This is a genomic window from Novosphingobium sp. (assembly GCF_024642085.1).
Classification (GTDB): domain Bacteria; phylum Pseudomonadota; class Alphaproteobacteria; order Sphingomonadales; family Sphingomonadaceae; genus Novosphingobium.
This window is the reverse complement of the sequence record NZ_JAHEBV010000005.1, coordinates 42,576-57,081: the sequence shown is the minus strand read 5'-3', so window position 1 is coordinate 57,081 and position 14,506 is coordinate 42,576. Positions and strand designations below refer to the sequence as shown.

The 14,506-nt window shown below is 59.4% G+C and carries 15 protein-coding genes; 4 read left to right on the top strand and 11 right to left on the bottom strand.

The window, feature by feature from the left end; translation table 11 throughout:
• Window positions 1-37: 37 nt before the first annotated feature.
• Window positions 38-274 carry a phosphoribosylformylglycinamidine synthase subunit PurS gene (gene purS / locus Q0L62_RS03510; RefSeq protein WP_296676466.1) on the top strand — a complete coding sequence of 79 codons (237 nt, stop codon included), beginning with the start codon at window positions 38-40 and terminating at the stop codon, window positions 272-274.
• Window positions 271-948: a phosphoribosylformylglycinamidine synthase subunit PurQ gene (gene purQ, locus Q0L62_RS03505; protein ID WP_296676463.1), complete on the top strand. Its 678-nt coding sequence runs from the start codon at window positions 271-273 to the stop codon at window positions 946-948. Before purS ends, purQ begins: the two co-directional genes overlap by 4 nt.
• Window positions 949-951: 3 nt before the next feature.
• On the opposite strand, the gene Q0L62_RS03500 is transcribed toward purQ, so the two are convergent.
• The 5 genes from Q0L62_RS03500 to glmU form a co-directional block, all read right to left on the bottom strand.
• A complete protein-coding gene (locus Q0L62_RS03500) occupies window positions 952-3,210 on the bottom strand; it encodes an EAL domain-containing protein (RefSeq protein WP_296676691.1) in 2,259 nt (752 codons plus the stop codon).
• A 196-nt stretch (window positions 3,211-3,406) separates the two neighbouring features.
• Window positions 3,407-5,230 carry a glutamine--fructose-6-phosphate transaminase (isomerizing) gene (glmS, locus tag Q0L62_RS03495; protein ID WP_296676460.1) on the bottom strand — a complete coding sequence of 608 codons (1,824 nt, stop codon included), beginning with the start codon at window positions 5,228-5,230 and terminating at the stop codon, window positions 3,407-3,409.
• 3 nt (window positions 5,231-5,233) lie between these two features.
• Window positions 5,234-5,665 (bottom strand): type II toxin-antitoxin system VapC family toxin, encoded by a 432-nt coding sequence (locus tag Q0L62_RS03490; RefSeq protein ID WP_367183249.1) that lies wholly within the window; start codon window positions 5,663-5,665, stop codon window positions 5,234-5,236.
• Window positions 5,611-5,883 (bottom strand): ribbon-helix-helix protein, CopG family, encoded by a 273-nt coding sequence (locus tag Q0L62_RS03485; protein WP_296676457.1) that lies wholly within the window; start codon window positions 5,881-5,883, stop codon window positions 5,611-5,613. The genes Q0L62_RS03490 and Q0L62_RS03485 overlap by 55 nt, the downstream gene beginning before the upstream one ends.
• A 33-nt stretch (window positions 5,884-5,916) precedes the next feature.
• Window positions 5,917-7,278, bottom strand: coding sequence for a bifunctional UDP-N-acetylglucosamine diphosphorylase/glucosamine-1-phosphate N-acetyltransferase GlmU (glmU, locus tag Q0L62_RS03480; RefSeq protein WP_296676454.1), 1,362 nt, complete (start codon window positions 7,276-7,278; stop codon window positions 5,917-5,919).
• A gap of 60 nt (window positions 7,279-7,338) precedes the next feature.
• Between glmU and Q0L62_RS03475 the strand changes: the two genes are divergently transcribed.
• Both Q0L62_RS03475 and Q0L62_RS03470 read left to right on the top strand, forming a co-directional pair.
• Window positions 7,339-7,998: an HAD-IA family hydrolase gene (locus Q0L62_RS03475; protein WP_296676686.1), complete on the top strand. Its 660-nt coding sequence runs from the start codon at window positions 7,339-7,341 to the stop codon at window positions 7,996-7,998.
• Window positions 7,999-8,140: 142 nt separating this feature from the next.
• Window positions 8,141-9,058 (top strand): SDR family oxidoreductase, encoded by a 918-nt coding sequence (locus tag Q0L62_RS03470; protein ID WP_296676451.1) that lies wholly within the window; start codon window positions 8,141-8,143, stop codon window positions 9,056-9,058.
• A gap of 64 nt (window positions 9,059-9,122) precedes the next feature.
• On the opposite strand, the gene Q0L62_RS03465 is transcribed toward Q0L62_RS03470, so the two are convergent.
• The 6 genes from Q0L62_RS03465 to Q0L62_RS03440 all read right to left on the bottom strand — a co-directional run bounded on the left by Q0L62_RS03465 (window position 9,123) and on the right by Q0L62_RS03440 (window position 14,472).
• A complete protein-coding gene (locus tag Q0L62_RS03465) occupies window positions 9,123-9,653 on the bottom strand; it encodes a RidA family protein (protein WP_296676449.1) in 531 nt (176 codons plus the stop codon).
• A 20-nt stretch (window positions 9,654-9,673) separates the two neighbouring features.
• On the bottom strand, window positions 9,674-11,299 hold the full coding sequence (locus Q0L62_RS03460) for an FAD-dependent oxidoreductase (protein ID WP_296676446.1): 1,626 nt from the start codon (window positions 11,297-11,299) through the stop codon (window positions 9,674-9,676).
• Between the two features lie 188 nt (window positions 11,300-11,487).
• A complete protein-coding gene (locus Q0L62_RS03455) occupies window positions 11,488-11,835 on the bottom strand; it encodes a DUF2794 domain-containing protein (RefSeq protein WP_296676445.1) in 348 nt (115 codons plus the stop codon).
• Window positions 11,832-12,548, bottom strand: coding sequence for a serine O-acetyltransferase EpsC (gene epsC / locus Q0L62_RS03450; RefSeq protein WP_296676442.1), 717 nt, complete (start codon window positions 12,546-12,548; stop codon window positions 11,832-11,834). Before epsC ends, Q0L62_RS03455 begins: the two co-directional genes overlap by 4 nt.
• 29 nt (window positions 12,549-12,577) lie before the next feature.
• Complete coding sequence (locus Q0L62_RS03445; protein WP_296676440.1) at window positions 12,578-13,192, bottom strand: DnaA/Hda family protein; 615 nt, start codon at window positions 13,190-13,192, stop codon at window positions 12,578-12,580.
• Entirely contained in the window at window positions 13,192-14,472 is a 1,281-nt protein-coding gene (locus Q0L62_RS03440) for a heavy-metal-associated domain-containing protein (protein WP_296676437.1), read from the bottom strand. Before Q0L62_RS03440 ends, Q0L62_RS03445 begins: the two co-directional genes overlap by 1 nt.
• Window positions 14,473-14,506: the final 34 nt, after the last annotated feature.

Below are 14,506 nucleotides of genomic sequence, written 5' to 3'. Positions count from 1 at the left end.
CGAGTCACAAACGCCTGCTCCTCCGAAAGGTCAGTCCATGAAGGTCCGCGTCTTTGTAAGCCTGAAGAACGGCGTGCTCGATCCCCAGGGCCGCGCGATCCATCATGCGATCGAAGGCCTGGGCATTGATGGCGTAACGGACGTGCGCGCCGGCAAGATGATCGAGCTTGAGGTTGAGCCGAGCGTATCCGACGCCCAGCTGGAGGAAATGGCCAGCAAGTTGCTCGCCAACATGGTGATCGAAAACTACCGCATCGAAAGGCTGGCGGCGTGACCTTCCGTAGCGCTGTTATTACCTTTCCCGGCTCCAATTGCGATCGGGATATGGCTGACGCGCTGGCAAAGGTTTCGGGAACGACCCCGCACAGGGTATGGCACGGCGAAGCGGATCTGCCGGTCGGACTGGATTTCATTGCCCTGCCTGGCGGCTTTTCTTATGGCGATTACCTGCGTTCGGGCGCGATGGCTGCGCGCAGCCCGATCATGCAAGCTGTGATCGCTGCGGCGAACAGGGGGGTGCCCGTACTGGGTGTTTGCAACGGCTTTCAGATCCTGACCGAAAGCGGTTTGTTGCCCGGTGCGCTGCTGCGCAACGCCGGCATGAACTTCGTCTGCCGCGAGGTGAAACTTACCGTTGAAAACAGCCAAAGCCTTTTCACCGCCGGCTACGACGCAGGCCAGGAAATCGTCATTCCGGTCGCGCATCATGACGGAAACTTCTTTGCCGATGATGCAACCCTTGACCGGATTGAAGGCGAAGGCCGGGTGGCGTTCCGTTACGCCGAAGTGGTCAATGGATCGGCTCGCAATATTGCCGGGGTGCTGAATGCAGCCGGCAACGTCTTGGGGATGATGCCGCATCCCGAACGAATGATAGAGCGCGAGCTAGGAGGTACTGACGGTCGCGCTTTGTTTGAAAGCGCCGTCAAGGCCCTGGTCTCTGCCTGAACTTCAGGCGCTGGCACGCTGCAAGGTTGGCGTAGCGAAAAGCGCGCGCGCTTCTAGCGCGGGCATCGGTCGTCCGTAGTAGTAGCCCTGTATCTTGCGGCAGCCAAGCTGGCGGATGACGCCTAGTTCTGCTTCGGTTTCCACGCCTTCGGCCGTGGTCGACATGTCGAGGCTTTCTGCCATCGCGACCACCGCTCTGATGATCGCAAGGCTTTCCGGGCTGCCTGTGGCCGCGCCCTGGACGAAGCTGCGGTCGACCTTGATAGTCGAGAAGCGCAAGTTGCGAATGTAGGCGAGCGAGGAATAGCCGGTGCCAAAATCGTCAAGCGCAATCCCGCAGCCCAGCGCCATGATCTGTTCAAGTGCCGCCCGCGCCGTTACCGCGTCACGCACAAAGATGCTTTCGGTCACTTCGATTTCCAGCCGCTGGGCGGGCAGGCCGCTTATTGCCAGAGCATTGACGATGCTGGGGATGAATTGGGTGTCCAGCAGCTGTTCGCCCGAAACGTTTACCGCAACTTTGACATGGATCGGCCAGCGCGCCGCCTCGCGGCATGCCTCGCGCAGGACCCATTCCCCGATAGGTACGATCAGCCGAGTATCTTCGGCCAGCGGGATGAATTTGGCCGGACTGACCAGGCCATGCTCTTCGCTGTTCCAGCGCAGCAAGGCTTCGAAACTTACGATATTCTCATCATGCGCATCGACAACGGGCTGATAGTTGAGCAGGAATTCGTTACGTTCCAGCGCGCGGCGCAGCGAAAACTCAAGTTTGCGGCGCTCTTCTGCCAATGCATGCAGTTCCGGCTCGTACTTGAAATGCTGCCCGCCGCCCTCTTCCTTGGCCCGGTAAAGCGCAAGGTCGGCGTTGCGCATCAGCGTTTCAACAGTTGTGCCGTCGCGGGGGCCGGTAGCAGATCCGACGCTGGCGCCGATGTACAGCGTGTGGTGGTCGACTTCGTATGGCCGCGAAAGGACTTCAATTATTCCGGCAGCAACACGTGCGACCCGGGTATGGTCGGAAGCATCTCGCACGACAATTGCAAACTCATCCCCGCCCAAACGGCCGCACAATTCGTTGTCACTGCAGATCGAACGCAGACGTTCGGACACCTTTGCCAGCAATTGATCGCCGACCAGATGGCCCAGCGTATCGTTGACCGCCTTAAACCGGTCGAGGTCGATCATCAGGAAGGCACAGCGGGTGCGCCACTGTTCGGCATAGCGCATGGCCTCACCAAGGGCCTCGGTAATCATCATGCGGTTGGGCAGACCTGAAAGCGTATCATACCGCGCCATGTGCGCGATCTTCTCTGAACTTTCGCGTTCATGCGTCACATCAGAGCCAACCCCGCGAAAACCGTCAAAATTACCGTTATCATCGAGCTTGGGGGTTCCCGAAAGCTCCCACCAGCGCTGTGTCCCGCCGATTGTCACGCGCACCAGCAGGTTCGAGAAACTTTCGCGGCGTTTTAGCCTCTCCGCCAGATCATGCAGGCTGGACGGAAACATTCCGGTTTCCCAAGACGGTCCGGCAATAAGCTGGATGAACGATTTGCCGTCAATCTCGTCCGGACCAAGGCCCAGGGCAAAGGCAAAGCGAGGACTGGCAGAACGGACCCGGCGCGACGTGTCAATTTGCCACAGCCAGTCTGCCTCGCCCTCTTCGAACTCCTTAAGGAGGAGTGATACGACTTCGTTTCGTTCAGCCATTCCCGCTTCGGCGACACGGGCAGTCAGAAATGACCGGGCGTTCTCAATCGCACCGCGCACTACGACAGCGATGAATACGGTCGAGACGATCATCATCTCGAAAGTCAGCGTATAGGCAAAACTGGCCAGCGAAGCGAGGCCCACGATCCCGGTAAACATCAGGTTGGCCAGCGGCACCGCCGGCAACATGACCGCGCATGCCGTCATCAGCATGGCGCAAATTGCCCACAACTCCATCTTCGCCATGCCATCGCCATACGGCGCAAAGAAGGCCATGGGCACGACCCAGACCAAGGCATTGGCAATGGCGCAAATCGTCTGTCGCTGGACTTCATCGCGGCCAATGCGGCGGCGGTCTGCATCGACAAGATCGGAATCGATCTTGGCGCTGTACCACAGTGACGCGCTTAGTGCGGCCGCCCAGGCTATCAAAAAGGCGAAGTGCACGGTTGGAAAATAGATCCAGCAGACCCCGACTGCTGCCAGCACGTGTGCGCCAATCCGCAGCATGGTAACCTTTGCCAGGCTGGAATACTGAAGTCCGCGCATGCGCGTCCAGTCGCCGTCCGCCGGGTCACTCAATCCGAGAACGGCGGTGACGGGCAGCACTTTGGGCAGTGAAGAGGTAACGGTTCGATTGCTCACCCGTGCTGCATAGGCGACCAATCGTTATCGCCGCGTAAACCCCGCGACCGGTTGCGACGAATGGAAGCGAACAAACTGCCCTTTGTTAAAGCCCGGATTGTTATTCCACAGTCACGGATTTTGCCAGATTGCGCGGCTGGTCGACGTCCGTGCCTTTGACGCAGGCCACATGGTAGGCGAGCAACTGCACCGGAACAGCATAAACAAGCGGTGCGATGAGAGGATGGACCTTTGGCATTTCGATCGTGGCCAGGCAGCCCTCTCCGGCTTCCTCGATGCCCTCATGGTCTGAAATGAGCACAACCTTGCCGCCCCTCGCACGCACTTCCTGCATATTTGAAACGGTCTTTTCGAACAGCGGGCCTGACGGGGCGAGCACGATTACCGGGACGGCTTCATCGATGAGGGCAATAGGTCCATGCTTCATTTCGCCTGATGCATAACCTTCTGCGTGTATGTAGCTGATTTCCTTAAGCTTCAATGCACCTTCCAAAGCCAGCGGATAGTCCTGTCCGCGGCCAAGATAAAGTACATCACGCGCTGGCGCGATCAGGTGGGCCATCGCGGCAATTTCGTCATCGTGAGCCAAGGCGGCGTTAAGGCTGGCGGGCGCTTCGAGAAGATGTTTGACGACTTCATTCTCCTCGGCGCGGTCCATCCGCCCGCGCTTGACTGCCATATGTGCAGCCAGTGCCGCCAGGACAGCAAGCTGGCAGGTAAAAGCCTTGGTCGATGCCACTCCGATTTCCGGACCTGCATGCGTAGGCAGTAACAGATCGGCCTCGCGCGCCATCGAACTGGTGGGTACATTGACTACAACCGCAATGGTTTGCCCTTGCGCCTTGCAATGGCGGAGTGCCGCCAGCGTATCAGCGGTTTCGCCACTTTGCGAAATGAACAGCGCCAGCCCGCCCGGCTCCATAACCGGTTCGCGGTACCGGAACTCGGATGCAAAATCGATGTCGGCGGGCAGCCGTGCGAACTGCTCGAACCAGTATTTGGCGACCATGCCTGCATAGAAGCTGGTCCCGCAAGCCACTATGGTGACGCGGTTGATGCTCGACAGATCGAAGTCGAATTGGGGAAGTGCGACCGACTGGTCGACCTGGCGAATGTAACTGCGCAAGGTCTGCGCCACCACAGTGGGCTGCTCGAAAATCTCTTTTTGCATGAAGTGGCGATAGTTGCCCTTCTCGATCTCTGCCGCCGATGCGCCCGATGTGGTGACTTCACGCGTCACTGCATTGTTGGCTGCATCGAAGATCTGCGCACGTTCCTGGGTGATCACCACCCAGTCACCTTCATCAAGATAACTGATTTGTTGGGTTAGCGGCGCCAATGCCAGCGCGTCCGAACCCAAGTACGTTTCCCCGTCGCCGTAGCCGAGGACCAGCGGCGATCCAAGCCTGGCCCCGATCAGCATGCCAGGATGATCCCTGAACGCGATCGCCAAGGCGAAAGCCCCGCGCAATTGCGGCAGGACAGCCTTTACTGCTTGCTCAGGGCTCTGCCCGTTCTCAACCTGTTCGGACAGCAAATGCGCTACCACTTCGGTATCGGTTTCACTTTCAAACGTGCGTCCGCGAGCCGCCAACGCATCCTTCAGCTGGCGAAAGTTCTCTATGATCCCGTTGTGGACCAATGCCAGGCTGGCGGTCGCGTGAGGGTGTGCATTTGCCGCAGTTGGTGCGCCGTGGGTGGCCCAGCGCGTGTGAGCGATCCCGGTTGTTCCCGGTGCCGGATCGCGCGCCAGTTCGGCAACCAGGTGCATCAGTTTGCCCGGCGCACGGCGGCGAATCAATTGGCCATTGTCGACCGTGCAGACCCCGGCGCTGTCATAGCCGCGGTATTCCATGCGCTTGAGGCCATCGACCAGACGGTCTGCCACCTGACCCTTGCCGACGATGCCGATTATGCCGCACATGTTCTAAGCCTCTGCTTTGACTGTATATGGAACCCGAATTCCGGGCATGTTCGCAGGAAAATCTTTGATGTTGCGAGTGACCAGAATGCGACCGGTGACCAGCGCTGAGGCTAGAATGATCGCATCGTGCGACTTCAAGGTCTTGCGCTGGAGCCGCAATGATGCGGCGCGGCGAGCGATCTCTTCGTCGATCTCGCTCATTGCAAAAAGCCTCAAGAATTCCTCCGTTTCAGATGCCGCGCTTTTGGGCACACCGGACATCACCTCGATCCACGTCATTCGGCTGATCCAGGCGCGGGTTGCGTTGCGAAGCTCAGCCCATGCCGCAGGCCGGTTGTGCAGCATGTCGATGACGACATTGGTATCGAAAATCCGTTCGCTCACGTCGCACGATGCTTTTTCTTGGTTGTTGAAAGGTCGGCGACGTCGGGCCACTCTCCGCGTAGCTTGCGCTCATATTCAAGCCCGTCGATCGTCGAGCCATGCCGTTCCCACAGGCCAAAATATTTTTCAAACCCCTGCTGCGATTCAGCCGCAATGTGGCTGGCGACTGCTTTACGCAAGATCGCTGCCCGCGACTTGCCCTCAGCCTTGGCCAAGGCATCGAGCATGGCCAAATCTTCTTCCGGAATATCAACAAGAAAACGCGTCATAATGATATTACGATATCATATCATGATATCACGTCAAGATTTTGGCTTGTCAGCCTTCTTCTTTTTCATTGCGTCATGAAAGCGGTCGGCCCAGCCTGGCTTGACCAACTGTTCGCCCCGCACGAGCCGCAGTTCGCCTGCAGCAACGTCTCGCGTTACTGCACTACCGGCAGCGACTATTGCGTCGGGGCCGATCTTGACCGGGGCGACAAGGGCCGAATTGCTGCCGATAAAAGCCCGTTCGCCGATCACGGTCTTGTATTTGAAATAGCCGTCATAGTTGCAGGTGATTGTGCCTGCACCGATGTTGGCCCCTGCCCCCACCTCAGCATCCCCGATATATGACAGATGGTTGGCCTTGGCGCCGACGCCGAAGGTTGCCTTCTTGACCTCGACAAAATTACCAATCTTTACCTTTTCGCCCAACACCGTGCCCGGACGCAGGCGAGCAAATGGGCCGACTTCGACGCCGGATGCCAGACGCGCGCCTTCGAAGTGGCTGTTAGCACGGATTGTTACCGCGTCCGCCACAGTCACGCCGGGGCCGAAAAACACGTTAGGCTCAATTAGTACATCGCGGCCAAGAACGGTGTCCCAAGCAAACCATACCGTTTCGGGCGCGATCAGCGTTGCCCCGTCATCCATCGCAGCCTTGCGGCGGCGTTGCTGCCAGCGGGCTTCGGCATCGGCCAGTTCAGCGCGGCTGTTGATACCCATGACTTCGGCCTCTTCGGTCTCGATCGCAACCACGCGCGCGCCTTCGGCAATGGCTAGCGTGGCGACATCGGGAAGGTAGAACTCCTTCGCCGCGTTGTTGTCATCAACCTTGGCCAATAGGCGCCACATGTCATCGCTTCGGGCAACGATTACGCCGGAATTGCAGAGTGTGACCGCGCGTTCGCCAGCCGAAGCATCCTTGTATTCGACCATCTTGCGCACGGTGCCATCCGCATCGGAGATGATCCTGCCATATGCCGCGCTGTCGACCGGCCGAAATCCCAATACGGCTACAGCAGCATGATCAAGGGCGCGGCACAAGCTTTTGACGGTCGTCGCTGAAAGAAACGGCACATCACCAAAACACACCAGAACCAGCCCGGCAAAGTCGGCCAAGGCATCCTTGGCCATCAGCGCGGCGTGCGCCGTGCCGAGCTGTGGCTCCTGGACAACTACTTCAGCGCTGGACCCGGCAAGCGCAGCTACAATCTGTTCGCGGCGATCTCCGGCGATTATGACCTGCCGCTCTGCTCCGACAGTTTCCAGACTGCCGATCAGGTGAAGCAGCATCGCACGTCCTGCAATCGGATGAAGCACCTTGTGCAGATCGCTTTTCATGCGGGTGCCCTTGCCCGCGGCAAGCACAATGACGGCCAAAGAAGTTTCGGAAACGCTCATGGTGATGGCCCTTGCCACCAAATGCTTGCCGATTCCACAACCGCTGTGCGAGTGGTGCCACTGATGGCCCTGCCCTTTACCACCGTTGGCTTCGATCTAGACGGCACTTTGCTTGATACCGCGCGCGATCTGGGTGCTGCGCTGAACCACGCATTATGCACGATCGGACGCAATGCGGTGCCAAATGAAGCCATACGCACACTGATCGGTGGCGGTTCGGCGCTGATGCTTCGGCGCGGCCTGTCGATGACCGGCGGGGAATCTGGGATTGATTTTAATGCCCTGCGCCAAGTTCTGCTGACGTATTATGAAGCAAATATCGCCGATCAAACCAAGCTGTTCCCGGGCGGAGAAGTTATGCTGGATGCGCTGGCTGCTGCGGGCCTTAAAATCGCGGTAGTGACCAACAAGCCGCACGGTTTAGCCGTAAAACTGCTTGACGCTCTAGGCCTTTCGCCGCGCTTCGCCGCGATCATCGGGGGCGGGATCCACCCGCTCAAGCCGGCACCCGATGCGCTTCACGCCATGGTCGCGGCCTGCGGCGGCGGGCGCGCCGCCTACGTCGGCGACACGACGTTCGATACTGGCGCCGCCAAGGCAGCGGGATTGCCGTCGATTGCGGTCAGCTTTGGCTTCAATGATTTGCCCGCGCGCCAACTGGGTGCCGACGCCGTCATTGACCATTTTGACGCGCTGATTCCCGCCCTTTCGCGTCTTTGAGCCACGATTTGGCGCTACGATGCTGGCAGTTGACGCTAGGGAATATTGCGCTGCACGCCCGCCCATTGCCACGGCCTTCGCGCCGTGCCAGTGACGCCACCGCTTCCCCTCGGGAATCCTGCCAATCAGCGGAGACAACCCCATGACTATTTCCTACAAGGATCGCGTAGCGATCGTTACCGGAGCCGGCGGCGGCTTGGGCCGCGCCTATGCTCTCGAACTTGCCAAGCGCGGCGCAAAGGTGGTCGTCAACGACCTGGGCGGTTCCCGCGATGGCACAGGCCATTCCGACGCCGCGCTGAAGGTGGTTGAAGAGATCAAGTCCGCGGGCGGTGAAGCTATGTCCAATGGCGGCTCGGTCACCGAATACGAGCAGATGGTCGAAATGGTTGCCAAGGCGAAAGAAACCTGGGGCGGGGTTCACATCCTGATCAACAACGCCGGCATCCTGCGCGACAAGAGCTTTGCCAAGATGGATATGACTGACTGGAAACTCGTCATCGACGTCCACCTTAACGGCAGTGCTAATTGCACCAAGGCGGTTTGGGACACGATGCGCGAGCAGGCATATGGCCGTATCCTGATGACCGCCAGCAGCACCGGGCTTTATGGCAATTTCGGCCAGGCCAATTATGGCGCGGCCAAGCTGGGCCTCGCTGGCTTCACCAAGACGCTGGCGCTGGAAGGCGCAAAATACAACGTGCGGGTCAACACGCTGGCCCCGGTCGCCGGCACACGCATGACAGAAGACCTGGGCATGCCGGACATGCTGTTCAACGCGCTCAGCCCTGAAAATGTCGCACCGATGGCGCTCTACCTGGTCAGCGAAGATGCGCCGACCAACATGATCTGCGGCGCAGGCGCCGGCGCCTATCACGCGGCGTATGTTACGCTGACCCCGGGCGTGGCGCTGCCCGCCGACGACCGCACGCCCGAAGGAATTGCCGCCGCGTGGGATCAAATCATCGACCGTACTGGCGAGATCGTGCCGCAGTCGGGCGGCGAACAGAGCCAGATCGTTATGGCAGCCCTTACCAAGATCGGCGGCTTGGGAGCCTGACACAGCTCGACACGTTGGTGTGAACGGGCGCGGAATGTGTTTCCGCGCCCGTGTCATTTTCCGATCATTTGGCCGCAGCGACCTCAATCTCGACCAGAAAGTTCGGCCCGGCCAGCGCAGCGACCTGAACAGTTGACCGGGTCACGGTGACCGGGTTTTCTGGTGTGAGGAAGAATTGGCGGAACCCTTCGTTCATGCCGGCAAAATCCATTTTGCCGCCCAATTTTGGATCGCCTGCTACAAACACCGTCATTTTGAACACATCGCCCATGGTATATCCCTGCGCAGCCAGCAATCCTTTGATCTTTGCCAATGTGGCTACAGTCTGTGTTTTGGTGTCGCCATAATCAGCCATGGTCAATTCGGCCGGAGGTTTGCCTGCGGATTCGGGTAAAGGATTTGGCAGCTGTCCGCTCAGGAACAAAAGCTGCGCCCCTGGCCTAATCGACGCACTTTGCAGAATTGCTGCAGTGGGAGATCCGGAATGGCGCTCAACTGCCGGAGGCTTCGGTTTGGCATGTGCTGGTATTGCCGCACTGGTAAAGGCCAGGCCTGCAAGTCCGGTCACAATGATCAATTTGAAACGATGCATCATATTGGCTTCCTTCCCACTAGTTATTCGGTGGCCCGGTGTGCTGCGCTACCAACCACTGGCTGCATCGGTTCGGTGGCACGTGACATGCCAGCGCGCCGCGCAAGCTTTTCGATCTGCGCCCAGGCTGAATGAATTCCGCCTTCTTGCCAGCCAGGCGTTTGGCTAAGCTGCGCCCCGGCCAGATAAACGCGGCCAATTGGCACCTGAAGTGCCCGGAACACCGGATCGTCAATATGCCCATCATGCGGCAGTTCAGGTTTCTTCTCGTTCCAGTCCGGCCACGGGCCAAGCGAGAACGGGATTTTGGACCAATTGACGACAACCGCCTTTTCAAGAGCCTTGCCATTGCCGGGGTGCGCCTTCTCAATCGCTGCGCGCGACGCCGCAATTTGATCTTCCAAGGTCAAAGCCTGGAACGCCTGCGCAACCTTGCCCGAATTGTAGCAACCCAGAATGACCCCGCGTTTACTGTGCAAGCCAGTCGACGGGTACCAGATCAGAGCCGTGGGCGGCCCGACGAAACTAAGCCCCCCATAGATGTCATCCTGTTCCCAAAACCGTGGTGCTTCAAAAGCGACTTTGTTTGACGCATCGTACGGAACAGATGCGATCTGCGCCTTTGTAGACCTGGGAAAATCGGTGTCGATCTGCCGCAGAACGGAAAACGGAATTGTCGATATCACATAATCCGCAGTCAGGTTTCGCATCTCTCCGCCAGACCCATATTTGTAGGCCAGGCGAACCGAATCCGGACTTTGGCGCAGACGGACTACTTCAGCCCCCAGAACCGGCGGCACCTTAAGTGCTTTGGCTATGGCCATATGAACTCGGTCCATCCCGCCGACCGGTTCAAACATGGTTGCCTGCATGTAGGGGAAATCTTCGAACAAGGACATGCCCAGCTGCTCGTTACCCAACAGCCGGCTCAGTTCGAGCGGAGCAGGTTTCTGCATCATATCGTTGACCGCCCCGGGCGGCGCAATAAAGCCCGACCTCTCGCTGCCAAGGAACCGTCCATCCTTGTTCAGATCGCCGTATTTTATTAGGAACGGCATCAGGCGTTCCTTGTCAGCGGAGCTTAAAGTCTGGTCGAGCGCGCCTTGGTTGACCGCCTTGGCCAGCAGTTCAGAGATGCGCCCACGCGTATCATTAATGGCTGTACGCATCCTGACGCGATCGCCGTCGGCACCTACCAGGTAGGCCGACCGACTGGAATTGACTTCCACTTCCATCGGCACACCGAACTTGCGTGCATAGGCCAGAAAGTCGTGATGAATCGAAGGGATGCGAGCGGGGCCGGCGTTGATGTAGTTTCCGGCATCGAATGCAACCGTCTGTTGCGCTTCCCCGACCATATCGACTTTTGTGCCATCGCGAAGGGCCCAAGCCCTGCCGCCGACCCGCCCGCGAGCTTCGAGCACTGTTACTGTGAAACCGGCCTGCTCCAGTTCGTGTGCCGCGACCAGACCGGATATCCCCGCGCCCAGCACGGCAACATGTTTGCCCTGCCCCAAACCTACAGGTAGCCCCCGCCATTCCTGAGCGTGCGCATAACCGCCTATGCCCAGAGCCTGAAGCGCGCAAAGCACCGGGCCGCTGCCAGCCATCATTCCAAGGTTTGCAAGAAATCGCCGCCGAGTCGTCATGTCGCACCACCCCTGTTGGGCGCACTGCGGGAACGCGGCCCGCACATGCCCCTGGTTCGACCTTTCAGAACTCCCAATTTTTTTGGGCAGCGCAAGTGATGCGTGCTGCCAGCATGATGAATAGGCCGTATTATCGTGGCGGATGCAAACGCTTATTCATCGAAACACAACGCTGAGGGCCTGCTGCCTCATTGCTCCACCACTTTGAGCAACCGTCGCTCCAGCGGGAACAGCACACCGGCCAGTTCGTGGCCGCGTTTGAGCACTTGCCCTGATTCGCCGATCAGGCACCACATCCCCTGCTTGCCGCGCATCGATGGGCGCTTTTCTATCCGCACTTCGGGACGTTCTGCGGTGCGGCGATAAGCAGCGAAGCACGCGGCATCGCGCGTAAAATCCATTGCATAGTCACGCCACATTCCGGCGGCGACCATGCGGCCGTAAAGATCCAGAATGCGAAGAAGTTCGGGGCGGTCGAACCCGACCTGAAGTGGCCGGGAACCAGCCAGCGGGAACGGGGTGACTACCGCGCTCAAGCCGACTTCTTGTTCGTACGCTTGCGGGCCGTAGGTTGCTTGGCCGCGCTGGCATCGCGTTCCTCAAGCAGCTGGGCGATGCGCTTTTGCATGGTTTCAATCTCGCACTGCAGCAATTCCAGCTTTTGAGTGGCGGGATCGAATCGTTCTGTGCAAGGGGTGCCATAGGGAACAAAGGCCGTTGTCTCGGGCTTGACCTCGACCAACGTCTGCTTTGCCGGGATACCGACCATCGTAGCGCCTTCAGGCACATCCTTGGTGACTACTGCGTTCGCACCGATTCGGGCACCCTTTCCCACGGTAATCGGGCCAAGGATTGCGGCACCCAGACTGACGATAACATCGCTGCCGATAGTCGGGTGCCGTTTTCCGCCCACGCCGTTGGTGGGATTGGTCCCGCCCAAAGTCGATCCTTGATACATCGTCACGTTGTCACCGATTTCCGCAGTTTCGCCGATCACGACAAACCCGTGATCGATGAAGAAGTTCTGGCCAATGTTGGCGCCCGGATGGATGTCGATCGCAGTCAGGAAGCGGCTGGTCGAATTGACCATACGCGCCACGAAAAAGAGATCTGCTTCGAACAGCCAGTGCGCCAGGCGGTGCAAACCCATAGCCAGGACACCGGGGTAAAGCAGCACTTCCCAGCGCGAGCGCGGGCTCGGATCACGGGCGACGATCGAGTCGAGATAGCTGATCAGGCGTTGCAGCATTGTTCCCCCTGTGTCCCACCAACCGCGCTTCAAAGCAAGCGCGGCTCATTGGGACCCATGATTTCTTCGAGTGCATCGCGCCAGACCGACAAGGTCGGCGCGGCCTTGCGCTCAAGGCTGAGCCGGTCGATTGCGGCGACCAGCCGCTCGACACCCTGATGGGAACGTTCGGTCCGCGGGACAAGATAAGTAGCCGCATCGGGGCCCAACGCCAGTCCGCGCTGCTGCGCATGGATTGCCAGTAGCTCGGTCAGCATCGAATCGTCGGGTGTGCCAATCGTCAGATGCAGCGCAGCGCCAATGCGTGAACGCAGATCGGGCAGACCGATTTCCCAACTATCCTTCATTCGCCCGCTAATCAGAAGCAGGGGTCTGCCGCTTTCCTGGGCGCGGTTCCAACTGTGGAACAGCTCGGTTTCGTCCATCCGGTCAGCCTCGTCGATGGCCTCGCCGAGCCGTTCACCCGCAAACCAACGGGCGATCAGGCTTTTGCCCGAACGTGGCGGGCCATGGAGCACTGCGGTGCGAAAGGGCCAGCTGGCCGCGGCCGCCATAGCCTCAAGCGCAGCAGCATTCGCACTGCCAACAACGATTCGCGACGGGGCATTATCCCCTACCTCGAGGGGCAGCACGATCTGCGTCATCAGCGCCTGATCGACAGAGCGTTGGTGCCCACCGTAACGGTGTACCCGCGCGCGCGCAGCGCTGCGGCCAACGTGGACAGTTCCCCGGCATAGCTGACCCGCATCAACGAAGTACCGCCCATCGCAAGGCTTGTAGTAGACGCGCCCTTTACCCCTGCAGCAGAACGCACCGCGCCCAGTGCGGCGTCCACAGCGGCTGCATCCGGTGAGGAAAACTGTACGGTGAATGTATTGACCTTTGCTTCTTCCGTCGGTGTGGCGGTGGGCGTGGGGCTTGCGGCAGCAGCAGGATTGCTTGAGGCAGCTTTTGGCGCAGCTTCCTGAGCCTGTCCTGCTGCTATCAGCGCTGCCAGAGCCGGATCGATTTGCGGGCGCACATTCAGCGTCGTATCGGGCTTAAGCAGGCCCTTCTGCAAAGCATCGGCATAGAGTGCATCCATGCGGATGACCGCTTCGGCAAGCATGCGCGGCACTCCGGCTTCATCGTTGGCGCTCAATTCGAAGCTTCCAAGCCAGGTGTTGTCTGGTCCATATCGCCCCGTGAAAGTGGCGCGTACTGGGCCGCCGGGCCATTGTCGCTCAAGACGCGCTTCAGGGATGAGAACGTCCGAGGCGCCGAACTGATCAAGCACGTTGCGCCACCAGGTACGGCTGCGGCGCCCGGGTTGACCCGCCGTGATCAATAGCGATTCGCCGCCTTGGCCCGACGGACGAACATAATCGATCGGGCTTTGTCCGGAACGGAACTGAGCCCAAGCCGCCTGCCATTGACCTTTGACTTCATAGACTTGGGCGACGCCGCCGGAATAAAGAACCGGAATTATCATCATCGGTGCGGAATGCGACTGTTTGCCCGTCGAGCTGAGAAACTGGCCGGCGCGCGCGCGGTCGAAGACCACGCCCAGCGTTGCGACGTACCGGCGCGGGCCGATTTGTTCGCGTTCGATCACTATCGAGGAGACCATCGACTGGATCTGGCCTTCGCCCATCGCTGGACCGCCGGCCTTGACCCAAGCCAGCTTCGCTGCCTCCTGCCAACCTTTAAGCCGCGCTTCCTCACCGCTATCGCCGGCGACGTTCACTTCGACACCGTCGATCTGGATATCCTGGCTCGCCGCAACCGGAATGATACCTCGGTCGCCTTCGACCTGAGCGATCAGCCGGGCAGGATCGATCAGAAAAAGCGCAACCGCAAGGCCAAGACCCACTACGCCCAATAGCAAGGCGGCAGGACCGGGGCGCCAGTTTTGCGCGAAAAGAGTGTGCGACGCAGGTGTCATCGGGGAAAACCGGGTGCCTTGTGCCCAAAGGCAA

Excerpts from the sequence above, each read along its gene's own strand:
- Q0L62_RS03440 (WP_296676437.1), bottom strand. The coding sequence starts at position 14,472 with ATGACACCTGCGTCGCACACTCTTTTCGCGCAAAACTGGCGCCCCGGT.
- Q0L62_RS03470 (WP_296676451.1), top strand. The coding sequence starts at position 8,141 with ATGACTATTTCCTACAAGGATCGCGTAGCGATCGTTACCGGAGCCGGC.
- epsC (WP_296676442.1), bottom strand. The coding sequence starts at position 12,548 with ATGCTGCAACGCCTGATCAGCTATCTCGACTCGATCGTCGCCCGTGAT.
- Q0L62_RS03500 (WP_296676691.1), bottom strand. The coding sequence starts at position 3,210 with ATGCGCGGACTTCAGTATTCCAGCCTGGCAAAGGTTACCATGCTGCGG.
- glmU (WP_296676454.1), bottom strand. The coding sequence starts at position 7,278 with ATGAGCGTTTCCGAAACTTCTTTGGCCGTCATTGTGCTTGCCGCGGGC.
- Q0L62_RS03445 (WP_296676440.1), bottom strand. The coding sequence starts at position 13,192 with ATGACGCAGATCGTGCTGCCCCTCGAGGTAGGGGATAATGCCCCGTCG.
- purS (WP_296676466.1), top strand. The coding sequence starts at position 38 with ATGAAGGTCCGCGTCTTTGTAAGCCTGAAGAACGGCGTGCTCGATCCC.
- Q0L62_RS03460 (WP_296676446.1), bottom strand. The coding sequence starts at position 11,299 with ATGACGACTCGGCGGCGATTTCTTGCAAACCTTGGAATGATGGCTGGC.
- Q0L62_RS03465 (WP_296676449.1), bottom strand. The coding sequence starts at position 9,653 with ATGATGCATCGTTTCAAATTGATCATTGTGACCGGACTTGCAGGCCTG.
- glmS (WP_296676460.1), bottom strand. The coding sequence starts at position 5,230 with ATGTGCGGCATAATCGGCATCGTCGGCAAGGGTCAGGTGGCAGACCGT.
- Q0L62_RS03485 (WP_296676457.1), bottom strand. The coding sequence starts at position 5,883 with ATGACGCGTTTTCTTGTTGATATTCCGGAAGAAGATTTGGCCATGCTC.